This window comes from Kineococcus sp. AC630, from assembly GCF_979255925.1.
In genome coordinates this window covers 1-241 of the sequence record NZ_CEEDMJ010000129.1, presented here as the reverse complement: position 1 = coordinate 241, position 241 = coordinate 1, and the positions used below count along the sequence as shown (strand labels likewise).

Below are 241 nucleotides of genomic sequence, written 5' to 3'. Positions count from 1 at the left end.
CAACGGTGAAGGGGTCCCATGCGCACTGTCCGGATGTCCCGCCGTGTCTGAAACGGTCCGCGGGAACGTCGACGGCGCCCGGCCCCCGGCGATGAGCGACGTGGCCAAGCTCGCGGGGGTCTCCCACCCGACGGTGTCGCGAGTCCTCAACGACCACCCCAACGTCAAGGACGAGACGCGAGCGCGGGTGAACCCCTCGGCGTTGTCGGCGAGACGCAGCGACGGGAGCGGGGAGTGGAAG

Annotated in this window: 1 protein-coding gene; it reads left to right on the top strand. The window is 70.5% G+C overall.

Annotated elements, in window-relative coordinates; all coding sequences use genetic code 11:
• Window positions 1–91: 91 nt before the first annotated feature.
• A partial coding sequence (locus tag AC0I8G_RS26120) for a LacI family DNA-binding transcriptional regulator (RefSeq protein WP_471732533.1) occupies window positions 92–241 on the top strand: 150 nt, incomplete at its 3' end.